Source organism: Polaribacter porphyrae (assembly GCF_002954685.1).
In the GTDB taxonomy this organism is placed as follows: Bacteria; Bacteroidota; Bacteroidia; order Flavobacteriales; family Flavobacteriaceae; genus Polaribacter; species Polaribacter porphyrae.
The window spans coordinates 3,503,486-3,520,972 of record NZ_MSCN01000001.1 but is presented as its reverse complement, the minus strand read 5'-3'; the positions used below and the strand labels follow the sequence as shown (position 1 = coordinate 3,520,972).

General features: G+C 30.6%; 9 protein-coding genes. All 9 read right to left on the bottom strand.

Annotation, left to right across the window (positions count from 1 at the left end):
* Nucleotides 1-9: 9 nt before the first annotated feature.
* The 9 genes from topA to glpK all read right to left on the bottom strand — a co-directional run bounded on the left by topA (nucleotide 10) and on the right by glpK (nucleotide 17,481).
* Complete coding sequence (gene topA, locus BTO18_RS15720; protein WP_105017141.1) at nucleotides 10-2,493, bottom strand: type I DNA topoisomerase; 2,484 nt, start codon at nucleotides 2,491-2,493, stop codon at nucleotides 10-12.
* 122 nt (nucleotides 2,494-2,615) lie between these two features.
* Nucleotides 2,616-4,931, bottom strand: coding sequence for a beta-glucosidase BglX (gene bglX / locus BTO18_RS15715; RefSeq protein ID WP_105017140.1), 2,316 nt, complete (start codon nucleotides 4,929-4,931; stop codon nucleotides 2,616-2,618).
* Between the two features lie 4 nt (nucleotides 4,932-4,935).
* Nucleotides 4,936-5,778: an endonuclease/exonuclease/phosphatase family protein gene (locus tag BTO18_RS15710; protein WP_105017139.1), complete on the bottom strand. Its 843-nt coding sequence runs from the start codon at nucleotides 5,776-5,778 to the stop codon at nucleotides 4,936-4,938.
* A gap of 2 nt (nucleotides 5,779-5,780) precedes the next feature.
* Nucleotides 5,781-7,361 carry a glycerophosphodiester phosphodiesterase family protein gene (locus BTO18_RS15705; protein WP_105017138.1) on the bottom strand — a complete coding sequence of 527 codons (1,581 nt, stop codon included), beginning with the start codon at nucleotides 7,359-7,361 and terminating at the stop codon, nucleotides 5,781-5,783.
* Nucleotides 7,362-7,434: 73 nt separating this feature from the next.
* A complete protein-coding gene (locus BTO18_RS15700; protein ID WP_105017137.1) occupies nucleotides 7,435-9,042 on the bottom strand; it encodes a RagB/SusD family nutrient uptake outer membrane protein in 1,608 nt (535 codons plus the stop codon).
* An 11-nt stretch (nucleotides 9,043-9,053) separates the two neighbouring features.
* Nucleotides 9,054-12,119: a SusC/RagA family TonB-linked outer membrane protein gene (locus BTO18_RS15695; protein WP_105017136.1), complete on the bottom strand. Its 3,066-nt coding sequence runs from the start codon at nucleotides 12,117-12,119 to the stop codon at nucleotides 9,054-9,056.
* A 291-nt stretch (nucleotides 12,120-12,410) separates the two neighbouring features.
* Complete coding sequence (locus BTO18_RS15690) at nucleotides 12,411-15,200, bottom strand: helix-turn-helix and ligand-binding sensor domain-containing protein (protein ID WP_105017135.1); 2,790 nt, start codon at nucleotides 15,198-15,200, stop codon at nucleotides 12,411-12,413.
* Between the two features lie 29 nt (nucleotides 15,201-15,229).
* Nucleotides 15,230-15,973 carry an MIP/aquaporin family protein gene (locus BTO18_RS15685; protein WP_105017134.1) on the bottom strand — a complete coding sequence of 248 codons (744 nt, stop codon included), beginning with the start codon at nucleotides 15,971-15,973 and terminating at the stop codon, nucleotides 15,230-15,232.
* A 17-nt stretch (nucleotides 15,974-15,990) separates the two neighbouring features.
* Entirely contained in the window at nucleotides 15,991-17,481 is a 1,491-nt protein-coding gene (gene glpK / locus BTO18_RS15680) for a glycerol kinase GlpK (RefSeq protein WP_105017133.1), read from the bottom strand.
* Between the last annotated feature and the right edge of the window lie 6 nt (nucleotides 17,482-17,487).

The following is a 17,487-nucleotide window of genomic DNA, read 5'->3' as shown; positions in this document are numbered from 1 at the left end:
ACAAAATACTTATTTCTTTTTTGTTGTTTTTCTTTTGGTAGTTTTCTTTTTTGGTGTTTTAGCCTCAATCATTTTAATTGCTTCTTCTTTAGATAGTTTTTCGATTTTTGTAGTTTTTGGTAATTCAATTTTAATTTTACCTTTAATAACATTGAATCTTCCCCATCTTGCTTTTTCTACCTTAATCCCAACATCTTCCCAATTATGAATAACTTTATCAATCTCTTTTTGTTTCTTTTCTTCTATAAGAGTAACAATATCATCATCAGAAAGGTTATCAAAATCATATTTTTTATTTACGTTGATAAACATTCCATTCCATTTCAAAAATGGTCCAAAACGCCCTACACCTTTTTGTACTGGTAAATCTTCATGATGATAAATTGGAGCATCAGCTTGCCTTTTGGCTTCAATTAATTCTTTAGCTCTATTAATATCAACTTCGAAAGGGTCTTCTCCTTTATCAAGTGATACAAACATTTTATCGAACTTTACATAAGGCCCAAATCTTCCATTAGCAACGATAACCTCTTTATCTTCGTAGACACCTACTTTTTTTGGTAGCAAAAATAATTCTAAAGCTTCTTCTAAAGTTATTGTGCCTAAATTTTGATCAGGATTTAAACTCGCAAATTCTTTTTCATCATCTTCTGGAGCTCCAATTTGTGCTATAGGTCCGAATTTTCCAAGACGAACTAATACAGTTTTACCACTTTGTGGATGTTTTCCTAAAATACGCTCGCCACTTTCTCTTTCTGCGTTTTCTTTTACATCTTCTACATTATCATGAAATTTTGTATAAAAACCTTTTATCATTTTTATCCAATCTTCATCACCTTCAGAAATATCATCAAAAGAATTTTCAACTTTCGCTGTAAATCCGAAGTCTAAAATATTCGAGAAATTTGCAACAAGAAAATCGTTTACAATATTTCCAATATCTGTAGGTACTAGCTTATTTTTATTAGAACCTGTTTTTTCTGTCAACAATTGACTTTTAACAGCACCAGAAGTCAAAATCATTTGTTCATAATTTCGTTCTTCGCCTTCATTTTGCCCTTTTTCTATATAACCTCTTCTTTGTACTGTAGAAATTGTTGGTGCATAAGTAGATGGACGCCCAATACCTAATTCTTCTAACTGTTTTACCAAAGAAGCTTCTGTAAACCTGTAAGGTGGACTCGTAAAACGTTGTGTTGCATTAATAAAAGCGTATTCTAATTTATCATTCACTTTTAGATTTGGCAACATTCCTGCCTGCTCCTCTTCATCATCATCTTTACCTTCTAAATATACTTTTAAAAACCCTTCAAACTTAATCATTTCACCATTCGCTGTGAAGATTTTATCGTTTTCAGAATTTTCAATCTTAACGTTTGTTCTTTCTAATTGTGCATCACTCATTTGTGAAGCTAATGTTCTTTTCCAAATTAAATCATACAATCTATTTTGATCATATTCAGTAGAAATGGAATGCATTTTCATGTTTGTTGGACGAATTGCTTCGTGAGCTTCTTGTGCTCCTTTTGCTTTTGATTTAAAAACACGTTGTTTACTATATTCTTTTCCATAAGAAGCTGTAATTTCTTCTTCAGCTTCGTTTCTTGCATCTACAGACAAATTTACACTATCTGTTCTCATGTATGTAATTAAACCAGCTTCGTACAAACGTTGTGCAACTTGCATAGTTCTACCCACAGCAAAACCTAATTTACGTGATGCCTCTTGTTGCAAAGTTGATGTGGTAAATGGTGCTGCAGGAGATTTTTTTGCTGGTTTTTTTGTTAAATCAGCAATAGAAAAATCAGCATTTGCACACGATTTTAAAAAATCTTCTGCTTCTTTTTTAGAATCAAAATTCTTTGGAATGGTTGCTTTAAACTTTTTACCTTCGTTATTAGAAAATTCTGCAACTACCTTATAATGTGTTTCTGCTTTAAATTCTTGAATGCTTCTTTCTCTTTCTACAATTAAACGTACTGCTACAGATTGCACTCTTCCTGCAGATAAGCCACCTTTAACTTTTCGCCATAAAACTGGTGACAATTCATAACCCACAAGCCTGTCTAAAACTCTACGTGCTTGCTGTGCATTAACCATATTATAGTCAATATCTCTTGGGTTATCAACTGCTCTTAAAATTGCCTTTTTGGTAATTTCATGAAAAACAATACGTTTTGTATTTTCATCTTTTAAATCTAATTGCTCTTTTAAGTGCCATGCAATTGCTTCTCCTTCTCGATCCTCATCACTAGCTAACCAAACTGTTTTTGCTTTTTTTGCTAAGCTCTTCAGTTTTTTTACAACTGGTTTTTTATCATCTGATATAATATATTTAGGACTAAAATCTCCATCTACATCTATTCCTAATTCTTTTGAAGGTAAGTCTGCAATATGTCCATAACTAGATTCTACTTGAAAGTCTTTTCCAAGAAATTTTTCTATAGTTTTTGCTTTTGCTGGTGACTCAACTATTACTAAATTCTCTGCCATTTATTCTTTTTTTCGCTCTAAAACGCTTTAAATATGCGTAATTTCAGAATGCAAAAGTAGTTAGTTTTTTGTTAAAACCTATTGTTGTATTTTTTTTTAAAGAATTTTTAATACAATTTCAATTACAAAACTGTGATTTTTGTTTTTAGTTTTGTTGATGAATTACCACCTACAAATAATTGAAAATCACCAGATTCTACTTCCCATTTTCTATTTATTGTATAAAAATGGAGTACTTCTTTATTTATTGCAAAAGAAACTTTTTTGGTTTCTCCAGGTTTTAAAAAAATCTTTTTAAATCCTTTTAGTTCTTTTACTGGTCTTACAATACTTGCTACAAAATCTCTGATGTACAATTGTACTACTTCTTCTCCATCAACTTTACCTGTATTTTGTATATCAACAGATAAAATTACCTCATCTTCTTTAGACATTGTTGATTTGGTAAGTGTTAAATTAGTATAAGAGAAATCTGTATAACTTAAACCAAAACCAAAAGGGAATAATGCGTCTTTTCTAGAATCTCTAAAACCAGAAAATGTAACGTGCTTTCCACTGTATGGTCTACCTGTATTTTTTTGATTGTAATACAATGGCTCTTGACCTACGTTTCTTGGAAAAGAAACTGGGAGTTTACCAGAAGGATTGTAATCTCCAAACAATACGTCTGCAATACCATTGCCTGCTTGTGAGCCTAAATGCCAAGTAGCTAAAATTCCAGGTAAAATTTCGTTTGCTCTAGAAATATCCATGGGTCTACCACTCATTAAAACCAAAACAATATTTTTATTTACCTCGTAAACCGCCTCTAAAAGCTCATTTTGCAACCCTGCAAAACCAATATTTACTTGACTTCTTCCTTCGCCTGTTTGGTAAGCATCTTCTCCTAATGCAAGTATTACAAGTTCAGATTTTTTTGCAACCTCAACAGCTTCTGCTATTTTTGATTTGTCTGTTGTGTTAAATTTTAAAGGGTATAAAAATTGATTGTAGCCCGGTTTAATTGTGGGTATAGTTAAGTCTATTCCTTTTGCATAACGTACTTTTGTAGATACAGAGACTTTTTCTTTAATTCCTTCTAATAGAGAAACTGCGGAATTGTATTTCCCTTTCCCTCTCCAATTTCCAAGTGGCGAATTCTTATCGTCTGCTAGAGAACCTATAACTGCAATACTTTTAATGTTTTTTGATACTGGTAAAATATTATCCTCATTTTTTAAAAGTACAATAGATTTTTTTGCAGCTTCTCTAGCAATTTTTAAATGCTCTTTGGTATAAATATTATTTTTTTCTCTGTCTTCGCTACAATATCTATAAGGATCATCAAACAATCCTAACTGAAATTTTAAGTTTAGAATACGTTTTACAGCATCATCTATAACCTCTAAAGCAACGCTATTTTCTGATACTAATTTTTTTAAATAAGCTTCGTAAGCATAAGACTCCATATCTATATCACTACCAGCATTTGCAGCTATTTCTGCAGCATGTTTTTTATCTTTTGCATAGCCATGAGCTCTCATTTCTCCAATAGAACCCCAATCTGAAACCACCACTCCTTTCCAGTTCCAATCATCTTTTAAAATTTTTCTCTGTAAGATTTTATGACCAGTTGCAGGGATACCATCCACATCATTAAACGAATTCATAAATGTAGCAACACCTGCGTCTGCTGCTGCTTTAAAAGGTGGTAAAATACTATTGTGCAGTTCAAATTCTCCTACAGTAACTGTGTTGTAATCTCTTCCAGATTCTGCAAAACCATATCCTGCAAAATGTTTTGCACAAGCTGCAATAGTATTTGGGTTTGATAAATCTGTACCTTGAAAACCTTTGATTCTAGCAACACCAATTACACTATTTAAATAAGGGTCTTCTCCACCACCTTCCATAATTCTGCCCCATCTTGCATCTCTAGAAACATCTATCATAGGAGCAAAAGTCCAATTTAAACCAGATGCAGCAGCTTCTTTAGCTGCTATAGATGCAGATTTTTCTATTAGTTCTAAATCCCAACTTGCAGATTCTGCTAAAGGTATTGGAAAAATGGTTTTTAAACCATGAATTACATCATAAGCAAATAACATAGGAATTTTTAATCGAGAATTCTCCATAACCAATTCTTGCACTTTTCTAACCTCTTCTACAGAAACTACATTTAACACAGAGCCCACCAACCCTTTTTTCATTTTTTCTAACTTGTCTTGTGCGCTTTTTGACGATGCTGGCCCTGTTAAATCCCAACCAGCAGAATATTGAACCATTTGTCCGATTTTTTCATCTAAAGTCATTAAACTTAAAACAGAATCGACCTTTTCTTTGTAGTTGTTGGTATTACCAGAATTTGATGTAGCACTTATTTGTTGTTTTTTAGTAGTACAATTAAAAAAACAACAGAATATTGCTATAATTACTATAGCTGTTTTATAATTTTTCATGTAGTTAGTTGTTGACTTTGAGTTCTGAGTAAACAGGCAAGTGATCTGAAGGATATTTTAAATCTTTAGAATCACTTAATATGGCAAATTTTAACACCTCTAAATTGCTGTTTTTAGAAACCATTATGTGATCTATTCTTCTTTTTACAGGTTCATTGAATTTAAAACCGTTAAAAGTACCTTTTGGACCAAAAATATTATTACCAGCAGCTATTTTTGTATCTTTAAAATTAGTAGATAATTGTTGCATTAGTTTAGAGGATGGTTCTACATTAAAATCACCCATGATAATTACTGGATATTCTTTAGTATTAATTTGCCTAATTTTATCTTCTATAAGCTTCATCCCTTTTAATTTTGCTTCTTTACCTACATGATCTAAATGCGTATTAAAAACCCAGATTTTTTTATCAGAATCTAAAATCGTCATTAAACCATAAGTGCAAATTCTTGGATACGCTGCATCCCAACCTTTAGAAAATTTTTCTGGTGTTGTAGATAACCAAAATGTATTTTCTTTACTAAAACTTACCTTTGTTTTGTCGTAAAATATAGCTGAATATTCGCCCTTATTTCCTCCATCTCTACCATGACCTATAAAATTATAATTGGATAAACCAGCACTCATTTCTGCTATTTGATTAGGTCTACCCTCTTGTGTACCTAAAACTGTAGGTTCGTAAAACTTGATTTGCGATAATAAAAAATCTTTACGATTAGACCATGCATTTTCTCCATCTGAAGCAACATCTAATCGAATATTATAAGTCATTACTTTTATAGTATTTTCTTTTTTAACTGTGGTACAACTTGCACATATTGCAATTAAGAAAAATAATCTCTTCATACTTATTTGTAGTTTTCTTTTTGATAAATACGAACATAATCTACCACCATTCTTTGAGGAAAAATACTATCATCAATCCCTTTTCTGCCTCCTAACATGCCTCCAACAGCAACATTTAAAATTAAGTAAAATTTCTGATCAAAAGGCCACTCTGCAGTTGTTTTGTGTTCGTTTGCAAAAGTATTGTACACTATATCGTTTAAAATAAAATCTATTTTTTCTGGAGTCCATTCTATGGCAAAAGTATTAAACTTATTATTTGGGTTATTGATAAAGATACTTTTCCCTTTCTGGGTATTTTTCATATGATTGAATGCTTTTGTATGCACTGTACCAAAAATAGAATCATTATTAAAACCCACATGCTCCATAATATCTATCTCACCAGCTTCTGGCCATCCAACTTTTGTTTTATTATCTCCCAACATCCAAATAGCTGGCCACATACCAGTTCCTTTAGGGAGTTTTGCACTAACCTCAATTCTTCCATATTTCCAGGAAGCCAAATCTTTTGTTGTTAATCTTGCAGAAGTATATTTACCCACTTTTCTTTCTGCAGCATATTTTTTCCATGATTTTTTTAAAATTTCTGAATTGTTGTAATCTTTATTTTTTATAGTTTCTTTGTGAGCTTCTATAATCAAGGTTCCTTCTTCTACCCTAGCATTTTTTAAACTATCTGTGTAATATTGATTTTCTCTATTGGCTATAAAACCGTATTGAAAATTCCATTTTGTTGGGTATGGTTTACCTATGTAATTAAATTCATCGCTCCAAACTAGTTGATATCCTTTTTGGGTGGGAGATTTTTTTAATCTTTCAAAAACCAATTCTGGCTCATTAGTAGTTATATAATTAAAATTATTTGCTAATAACCAATCTATATCTTCTGTTGTGTTTACTGTCCAAGCATTTAGTGTTAAATTATGTTCTTTTGCAGAATTTATCCAATGTGGACGCTTTTTAAATTTATAGGCTAAATAGTCTAATCCAGAGATTCCTAATTTTTTTAATTGTTCTGGAGATTTTGAACCATCTAAATATTGGGTTTTTGCATTTGGTTGTTGCTCTACAATTCTTTTTAAAATATCTAAACTAAAACTTATATAAGATGCTATATACTTGTCTGCTTCTAAATCTTCTACTAACGCTAAAACTCTATCTGTAATTGCTATATTTCTTTCTTTAGAAGTTGTTGGTTTTATTTCTAAAACTAACCCTGTAGAGGTATTGTTTTTCATACCAGCAAGAATAAACTCTTTTAACGTTGGCAATACTTCTCCATTAGACAGTTTTTTTTCTGCTAATTCATTATAATTGGTTTTTGCAATTAATAAATTATTATACTCATTATCATGTGTTACAATTAGCACACTGTCTTTGGTCATTCTTACATCAAACTCGCTACCATAACAGTTTAATCTGATGGCTTCTTTTAGGGCAGCAATAGAATTTTCTGGAAGATTTTTAGTTTTCCAGGCACCTCTGTGAGCTATTACTGGGTTATCAGCAAAATTTAGTTGATTGTCTTCTTTACAAGAGAAAAAAACCATCAGTATTATAAATGTAGAGAATATGCGCATTTAAGAGTTTTTAAACAAAAAAGTATTGATGCATTTACTAAACATCAATACTTTTTAAGCAAATTAACAAAATTTAATATCCTGGATTTTGTGGATAATTAGGTCCTAATAGATCTAAATCTTCTTGAAAAATTGGCCAGTTGATATAATGATCTTTCCAGTTTGTTCTTGGGTCTTTTGCACCTCTGTTTGCTGGGAAAAAATCGCCATCTCCAGCAAAACTTGTTATTTGACGATTTATAACAGTTTGCCCCATTCTTTTTAAAGTAAACCAACGTTGGCCTTCAAAAGCCAATTCTCTAGCTCTTTCGTCTAAAATTACTTGCTCGTTAACAGTAGTTACTGGTGCAGCTTTTGCTCTTGTTCTAATTGCATTAATATATGGTAATGGATCTCCAGAAGAACGCATTATTGCTTCTGCTGCTATTAAATAGGTTTCTGCTAATCTGTAAACCATAATATTACTTCTTTGTAAATACGACTCTGCATTATCGTCTTCTTCTGCAAATTTAATACAAGAAGGATGCAATCTTTGGTAGTATCTTTGGTACTGAACTCCATTAGGATTTGCAGGAGATATTGGCTTGTAAATTTCTATTTTTTGACCTGCATTTGGTCCTGATGTATAGAAATATTCTAATCTAAAATAAGTGTCATCATCTCTTGTATCATTTGGGTCATCTGCTAACAACCCTAATAAATAATTATTTGGCAATACTCTAGAAAAACCTCTACCTCCTTGCTCTACATTAGATTCTATTCCTGAAATTTGGAAATATTGAGTTACAAAATTTGCGTTCATCATTGTTGTGTTTCCTCCACCCAAAACATCATCTTGAGATTGCACAACAAATAATTGTTCTGAATTATTTTTATTGCCTTTAAAAACATCTGCAGTGCTAGAGACTAAACTATGAGGACTCATAGGATTTTCTATTACATCTAATGCTTGATTTTTTGCTTCTAACCAGTCTCCCTGCCACATAGCTACTTTAGCTTTTACGTGTTTTGCAGTTCCTTTAGAAACTCTTCCAAAAGTAACATCCCAGTCTAAATTTTCTATTGCGTAATCTAAATCGCTATTTAGTATTGCAAATATTTCTTCTTTCGTAGAACTTGTTTCAACAACATCAAAAGCATTATCTACAGTAATTGTTTCTGTGCTTACGTAAATGTTATTATACATTCTATACAAGAAAAAGTAAGAATTGGCTCTAAAAAATTTTGCCTCTGCAATTATTTGTTTTTTAGAATCTTCGTTTAAACCTTCTAAATTTTCTGCAGCATTAATAATACTTGTTGCTTTGTTTGTTATGTTGTAGAAATGTTTCCAGAATAATCTTGATGTAAAATTTGTTCCTAAATCAATAGGAGAAATTCCTCTTTGGTATCTGCCCATTAACCCAGTATAACCAGTTCTGCTAAAAGCTAAATCGCTTCTAGATTGCAACAAAACTGCTCCCATAAAATCTTGGACTCTAGTGTCATACCTATCTCTATTAAACTTATACAGACTTACAACTCCAGATTTTAAACCATCTTCTGTAGTATAGATGTAATCTGAATCTATTAATGTACCTGGATCTTCATCAAGAAAACCTTCACAAGACGTTAGTAAAAGTGATACTGATAAGAACAGCATTACTTTATAACTTATTTTATATAACATATTTGTTTTCATAATTTCTTTTATTATAATTTTAGTTTTAAACCTACTGTAAATGCTGTTGCATCTGGATACCCAGTATCTGCGTTAGAAAATGTACTTCTAATATTTACTTCTGGACTATAACCAATATAATCTGTTCTTGTAAATAAGTTTGTGCCTGTTACATAAATTCTTACGTTATCTATATTTAATTTAGAAGTGATAACATCTGGTAATGTATATCCTAAACTAACTGTTCTTAATCTTAAGTATGAAGCATCTTTTACTGCCAAAGCATTTAAATACCTTGGAGCGTTATCAAAATTTGGTCTTGGAAAAGTATTTGATGGGTTTTCTGGAGTATAATAAGGTACTTTTACACCATTTAATTTACCAGATAATGTACCTCCATTATTAAATTCTGATAAAAAAGGATTTACTTTTGTAGCTCCTTCTACAGCATAAAAATCTAAAAACAAATCAAAACCTTTGTAAGCTAAAGTAGTTGAAAAAGAAGCAAACCAATCTGGGTTTGGATCTACAAAAACTCTATCTTCTTGTGTTATTTTTCCATCTGGCACACCTGTAATATTTCCATTTGCATCAACTCCATTTACATCTCTAATTTTAATATCTCCTGGTCTTAAATCTGGTTGAGGGAACTCTGAATCTGGATTTGCTTGAGGTGCATTTGCAAAGTCATCTCCAACTTGCCAAATACCATCAAATTGATACGTTCTTATTACGTTTGTAGGCTGACCTACAAAATAATTGAAAACATCATCTTCTAAAACATTGTTTCCATTACCATCTGTATATAAATCTAGGAGTTCATTTCTGTTAGATGACCAAATTGTAGAAACAGACCATCTAAAATCTTTTGTGTTGATAAGATTTGCTGTTAAACTTAATTCTACACCTCTGTTTTGAACTTCACCTGCATTAAAATACGTGGATGTAAACCCAGTAGTTGGTGGCACAGGTCTTCTTAATAATAAACTTTCTGTTCTTGCATCATAATATTCTATAGCTCCTGATATTTTATTATCAAATAAGATAAAATCTAAACCTGCATTTAAAGTTTTAACTCTTTCGTGTCTCAATTCTGTGCTTGGTAAAATTTGAGATGGCGAATAACCAGATGCAGTTTGCCCATCAAATATATAATTTTGCCCAGATGCTGTAAATAAAGATCTATATGGGTTTGTTGATTCGTTTACCAAAGAACCGTAACTTATTCTAGCTTTTAGTTGCTGAATTGCTTCAACATTTTCTAAAAAAGATTCATTATGAATTTTCCATGCAACTGCAACTGCAGGATTTGTGGAGTATTTAAAGTTGTTCGCATTTACAGAAGAACCATCATGTCTAACTGTTCCTGTAAACAAATACTTATCAAATAAATTATAACGAACTCTTGCCATAAAACCTAATCTTCTATAAGATGATTCTAATCTTTCCACAAAAACACCATTAATAGCATTTGTAATGTTGTTATAACCCAAATCTTCATTTGGAAAACCTCTACCCTCTGTAAATGTTTGCGTAAACTTATCTTCGCTAACAGTTTGTGCTAGAGTTACATCAAACTTATTATTCTCGTTTATTACTTTATCATAATTTATAATATTCTCTACAAAATAAGCTTCTTTTAGTTGATTTGTGATGCTTGCAATGCCTCTATCTGTATCTCCTGCAGCACTTAAAGAAGATTGGTAACGTCCTCTTTCTGAAGTTCTTCTTGTAAAAGATGTGGTTAGTTGATATTTTAAATTGTCTGTTATTTGATAAGTTGGTATAAAGTTGATTACAAAATCATTTCCTTTTTCATCATCATCAGATTCTCTTAAATTCCATAAAGGGTTAAAAGCAGATCCATCTTCTCCACTAGGAAATTGAGTTATAGTACCATCATCATTATAAGCTCTTCCTAAAGGAGATCTTGTAATTACATTAACATTGGCTGCTCTTTCTGTAAATTCGTTTAAAATATTGATATCGAATCTTGCAGAAATTTTATCTGTTATTTTCTGATCTATATTTAATCTTAAATTTTTTCTTGTGTATGTAGATGAAGGAATAATACCTTCTTCTCTAAAATAGTTTAAACTACCATATATTTTCGTTAATTCTGTACCTCCTAAAATACCCATAGAGTGGCTATTTACAATACCAGGACTAACGAGTTCATTCTCCCAATCTACAAATTCGTTATTGGCAAGAGAATTCAATTCTAAAGTACTAAATATTGTAGCATCATCTGGATACATATCATTAGCATCTGTGGCTCTAACAGCTTCTCTTCTTAATTGTGCAAATTCTGGCCCACTATATACATCAAAATTTCTTTCCAAACTTTTAGTAGTTAAAAAACCATGGTAAGAAACAGATACTTTATTTTTTTTACCTCTTTTAGTGGTAATCAAAATAACACCATTAGCTCCTAAACCACCATAAATAGCTTGCGCTGATGCATCTTTTAAAACTTCTATAGATTCTATATCGTCTGCATTAATATCTTCTATTCCTCCATCTCTGATAATACCATCTACTACATAAATACCACTATTGTTTCCTTCAATAGAATTTCTACCTCTTAGCAAGATTTCTGAATTTCCTCCAGGTCTTAAAGAACCACCTCCAACATCAACTTGTAAGCCTGCAACTCTACCTCTTAGCATTTCTGTTACATCTGCAGTTGGCAAAAGTGTACCTTTTGATAAATCTACTTTTGATACAGCACCAACTAAATCGCTTTTCTTTCTTTTACCATAACCTACTACAATAATTTCATCTAATGAATTATTTTCTATCTCTAACTGAACTCTAATTTTTGATGAAGACGCATTTACTTCTTGCGTTTTATATCCTAAATATGATATTACTAGTTTAACATCTAAACTCTTAACATCAATAGAAAAATTGCCATCAAAATCTGACAGCACTCCATTTGAAGTTCCTTTTTCCTGAATTGTAGCTCCAGGAAGAGGCTGATTTGTTTCATCTACTATTATACCTTTTACATTAGATTGTGCTTTTGTAGCAAAACTAAAAGCAATAATAAAAAAGCAGAGAAAAAAATGTTTTCTTTTTTTGATTGATTTTAACATTATGTATTTTATTTGGATTGTTTTTATTGTGCAATGCTATAAAATTATATTAAGTAAAACTTTAACAAAACATTACAATATTGTAAATATATGTATATATGTAGTTTGGTTACTAAAACCTACCCTTACAAAAAATCTACATCTCTTTTTAGAGAAAGTAAAACCGCTAAAAACATTAATATAATTGGTATTTTAAGAGTATTTCTGAAAAAGTATTTTGTGTACAAAAAAAATGGAACGATAAAAAAATGTAGAGGTAATGTAGAGGTTGTTAATGGCTAAAATTTAGAACTATATGCTTAAAATATAATCTATTAAATTGGTACCGTGAGAAATTTTGAGTTTTTTGCGTAGCCTGTATCTTCTAATTTCTACACTTTTTACAGAAATATTTAATAGTGGTGCTATTTCTTTTGATGTTAAATTCAGCCTTAAATAGGCACAAAATTTTAAATTATTATGTGTTAATTCTGGGTGTAATTCTTTTGCTCTTTTTAAAAAATCTTTATCTGCGTTATTAAAAGCATCCATGAAAAATTTCCAATCTTTAGAGCTGTTTAGGTTTTTATCAATCAGTTTAAAAACTGGATTTGTTTTTTCAATTTGAGTATTAACTTTTAATTCCTTTTTTATACTTCTTAAAAACTCATTTCTTTTTATAATACTCATTGTAGAAATTGCCAATTCTCTATTTTTACTTTCTATTTCTTGACTTAATTTTTCGTTTTTAAGCCTAATAACTTGTTGATCTGAATGAATTTTTTGCAATTCTAATTTTTGTATATTTTCATTTAATATTTTTTGATGCTGTTTTCTGTAGTATTTCTTATACATTTTATGTACAACATATGCAATAAAGAAAACTAAAACAGCATACAAAAAAATAAAAAAATTACTCAATAAAAGATGAGGTTTTATGCTAAAATTAAATGTTACTATATTTTTAGACAGTTCCTTACCTATCAACGATCTTATTTCTAGTTTGTATGTATTTGCATCTAAATTCTCTAATAATAATGTAGATTTTTCCCCTAGACTTTTCCATTCTTTATGTAAAGGAGCTAGTTTATATTGATAATTTACAGGTTCATATTTGTTGTAATTTGGTGTACTAAAATTAAATTCTAAAGAATTTTGATTGTGGTTAAATTCCTGATTATTGCTAACAGAAATGTACGTAGAATCTTTATGTTTTAAAATTACGTTGTTTAAAAAAATAGAATGTGTAGTATTTTTTCTCTTATCTAAATCTAATAACAAATATCCATTTGTTTTACCAATAATATAAGTATTGTTATTTAGATTGGTTATGTTTTCGAAACTAATTGTAGTTTTTCTAAAATAATTTTGAATTGGTATAAACTTTATACTTAATTTATCTGGAATTGGGCCATTTTCTGCATAACTAATCGTGTTTTTATTAAAAGACCAAAGTCTGTTTTTGTTATCAACAATTAACTTACCAGAAACGTATTGATCTAGAGAATACAAATTACTTAAGTTGTTTATTTTTGTAAGAGAATCTGTATGTTTATGTAGTAGATATATTCCGTTTTTAAAACTATATAAAATCTTGTTATTGTAATTAACTAAAGCAGATCCTTTCCCTTTTTCAATATGATTTAAAAGTGTAACATTAGTAAACTTGTTAAATTCTTTAGCCATTTTTAGTTTGTAAACGCCTTTATATTCATGATTTACCCAAACATTATCTTTAAAAATTTCAAAAAAACGAACAGAATTATCAAAGCCTTCTATTCTATTTTTAAGTTGCCATTTTTTATTTTTTTTCTCTAGAACACTCATTCCAGAATAATGTCCTTGCAGAATAAGGTTGTTGTTTGTGGCAAGTTTTTTAAAATTCCAAGTACCACTATAATTTGTAATTCGTGTTGCAGATGCTCCGTTTATTTGTAAAGTTCCAGAGGTATGCCCACATAACAAATCTCCATCAACTTTAAACAAAGACCAAACTTGTCCTTTAGTACCTTCTACTAGTTGTAAAGGTTCATTTTTATCAATTTTTTTATAAAATAGGCCTTGGTTGGTGCCAAAATAAATATTATTTTTATAAATTGTAGAACAATATGTTGTTCCAAATGTGCCACCATCATCATTATATTCTTTGATAAAAGATTGCATATTTAAGCAGTTTATACCATTATCTAAAGCTGCCCAAACATTACCATCAATATCTTCAAAAAGTTTTAAGACAGTATTATTGGCTAAACCTTTGTATTGATCTACTTTGTTTATTTTTTCTCCCTCTGGCGATAGATGAATAATGCCATTAGAAATTGTGCCTAATAAAATTTCTTTATTTTTTAATTGAATACCACAAAAAACCTGCAAATGCTCTATTTGATTAGAGAATGGAATTTCTCTTTTAGTAATTATGCCATTTTTTAAAGTAAAAAAACCTTTTTTTCTTGTTAAAAGAATCAACTCATCATTTCTTTTAAAAATATTTAATACAATTTCTACCTTGTATTTTTTTGGGAAATTTGCCAGCAATTTTTCTTTACCATTCTCTAAAGTAGATAAACCTCCATCATTTTTAAATATGTAGATTTTATTTTGGATATTAAAAACCCTGTAAATATTCTTTTTATCGGTTATAAAACTAATTTCTTTGGTGCTTGTATCATAAAAATAGATTCTATCAAAAGACTGAAACAACAGCCAACTATCTATTTTTTTAATATTCCATATATTCTCGTCTTCAATTAAATTTTCTTTTAATGTTTTAGAGATAGATGTGTAATAGAGATGCCCTTTATTATTTCTTTCCCAAAAGCCAAACTCCATGTAAGCACCTGAATAAATACGATTATTATCTGCTAATAAAGATCTGATTATGGTATTATTGGGTGAGTTATAGATAGTCCATTCAGCACCATTATATTCTAAAAGACCAGCATTATTAGCAACATAAATAAACTTGTCTTTATTTTGAGTTATTGCCCAGTTTTGGTTTTCTGAATGATAATCTTCTGGCGTAAATTTTAAAATAGGAGGTATTTCTTGACCAAAAAAATTACTAGAAATTGATAGAAAAATAAAGAGGTAAAATATCCTCATGAAGGTTTTCTTTAAAACTAATTTGTATACTATAATGTTGTTAGAAATATTGATAATAAAGCAGCTGCTACTGCACCAATTATAGGTCCAATAATTGGTACCCAAGCGTAACTCCAATCACTAGAAACTTTATTTTTAATCGGTAAGATTGCATGTACAATTCTTGGCCCAAGATCTCTTGCAGGATTGATTGCATAACCTGTTGTGCCACCTAAAGACAAGCCAATACCCCAAACCAGAATTGCTACAGGAAGCGCACCTAAAGAACCTAATCCAATTGGGATTTGCCTATTATCTACATCATTTAAATTAGCATCAGTAAAATATAACACTACAAATACCAACACAAAACAACCTATAATTTCACTAATTAAGTTACTTGAATAATTTCTAATTGCTGGTGCAGTACAAAAAACTGCTTTTTTAAGCTCTCCATCTGCTGTTACTTTAAAATGATCTCTATACATTACCCAAACTAAAAAAGAGCCTAACATAGCTCCAATAAATTGTGCAATGATGTATCCCAATACTAAATTCCACTCAAATTTTTCTGCAACTGCTAATCCTATGGTAACAGCAGGATTCAGATGTGCTCCACTATAAGGTCCAGCTACAGAAACCCCTACAAACACTGCAAAACCCCAAGCAGTTGTAATTACCATCCATCCTAAATCGTTAGATTTTGTTTTTTCTAAAACTACATTAGCAACAACACCACCTCCAAGTAATATCAATAAAAAAGTACCTATAATTTCTGCTACAAATGCTGACATGCTTATTGTTTTTTAATTTATTTTGTCCAATATTCTAAAGCGTTAATTGCTTTATACCATCCTTTAATTTTTTGATTGATGTTTTCTCTTTTTGTAGTTGGCATAAAATTCTTATCAATCTGCCAAATTTTTTGAATTTCTTTTTCGTCTTTCCAAAAACCGACAGCCAATCCTGCTAAAAAAGCGGCACCCATTGCTGTGGTTTCTACAACTTTAGGTCTAATGGTTTTTGTATCTAAAACATCTGCTTGAAATTGCATTAGAGTATTATTAACAGTAGCTCCACCATCTACCCTTAATTCTTTAATAGAAGTATTCGCATCAGATTCCATAGCTTTTAAAATATCCATAGATTGGTATGCAATTGCATCTAAAGTTGCTCTGGCAACATGTGCTTCTGTTGTACCTCTTGTTATTCCAAAAATAGTACCTTGAGCTTTTTGATTCCAGTAAGGTGCTCCTAAACCAGCAAAAGAGGGTACAAAATAAACACCATCTGCATCTTTTACAGAATTTGCTAACGCTTCTACTTCTGATGAGTTTCTAATAATTTTTATACCATCTCTTAACCATTGTACAGCTGCACCTGCAATAAAGACACTACCTTCAAAAGCATAAGTAGTTTTATTGTTAATTTTCCAAGCAACTGTGGTTAGTAAGTTGTTTTTAGATTGAATTGGTTTATCACCAATATTCATTAACATAAAACAACCTGTACCATAAGTGTTTTTTACCATCCCTTTTTGGGTACACATTTGCCCAAAAAGTGCTGCTTGTTGGTCTCCTGCAATTCCAGAAATAGGTATATTACAATCAAAAAAAGTAGACTTTGTATGCCCATAAATTTCGCTAGATTGTTTTACTTCTGGTAACATACTTTTGGGGATGGTAAATAAGTCTAGCAAATCATCATCCCAAGACATTATGTTTATATTAAACAACAAGGTTCTAGATGCATTAGAAACATCTGTAATGTGTTTTTGTTTTTTTGAGAAATTCCAAACCAACCAAGAATCGATAGTTCCTAACAATAATTCTCCATTTTCTGCTTTTTCCCTTGCACCATCAACATTATCTAATATCCATTTTACTTTAGTTCCAGAAAAATAAGCGTCTATTACTAATCCTGTTTTTTTCTTAATCATTTCAGATTTTCCATCAGTCTTTAAAGAATCGCAATAATCTGCAGTTCTTTTATCTTGCCAAACTATAGCATTATATACAGGTTTTCCAGTATTTTTATCCCATACAACTACAGTTTCTCGTTGATTGGTAATGCCTATTGCAGCAATATCTTCCATATCTAAACCTTTGCTTGCAATAGCTTCTGCAGCAACTCCTGCTTGTGTACTCCATATTTCTATAGCATCGTGTTCTACACAGCCTGGTTTTGGGAAAATTTGTGTAAACTCTTTTTGAGCAACAGATTTTATGTTGCCTTTTTTATCAAAAACAATAGCTCTAGAACTTGTGGTCCCTTGGTCTAGTGCTAATATATATTTGCTCATATTTTT